General features: G+C 68.4%; 1 protein-coding gene. It reads right to left on the reverse strand.

Translation table 11 applies throughout. The annotated features are described in order from the left end of the window. Positions 1–231: phage baseplate assembly protein V (locus tag KW849_RS31945; protein WP_218433914.1), on the reverse strand; the 231-nt coding region annotated here is incomplete at both ends.

Raw genomic sequence — 231 nt, forward strand, 5'->3', positions numbered from 1 at the left:
GCTGGTAGTTGTTTGCACGCTGGGACACCAGATCCCGGTGCTGGTCGTCGTGCAGGGCGTGGGCGATGTAGGGGCGGTCCGGGTCGCCCTGCTCGAAGGCGATGGCCACTTCGGTGCCGGCGATCAGCGGCAGGTGCAGGCCGTAGGTGTCGCCGGCGTAGGCGCGGGCCTGGCGCAGCCATTTGCTTTCCTGGCCGAGGGGCCAGGTGTCGCGGTCGAAGAGGAACTTGA

Source organism: Pseudomonas sp. PDM26 (genome assembly GCF_019219185.1).
Taxonomy (GTDB): domain Bacteria; phylum Pseudomonadota; class Gammaproteobacteria; order Pseudomonadales; family Pseudomonadaceae; genus Aquipseudomonas.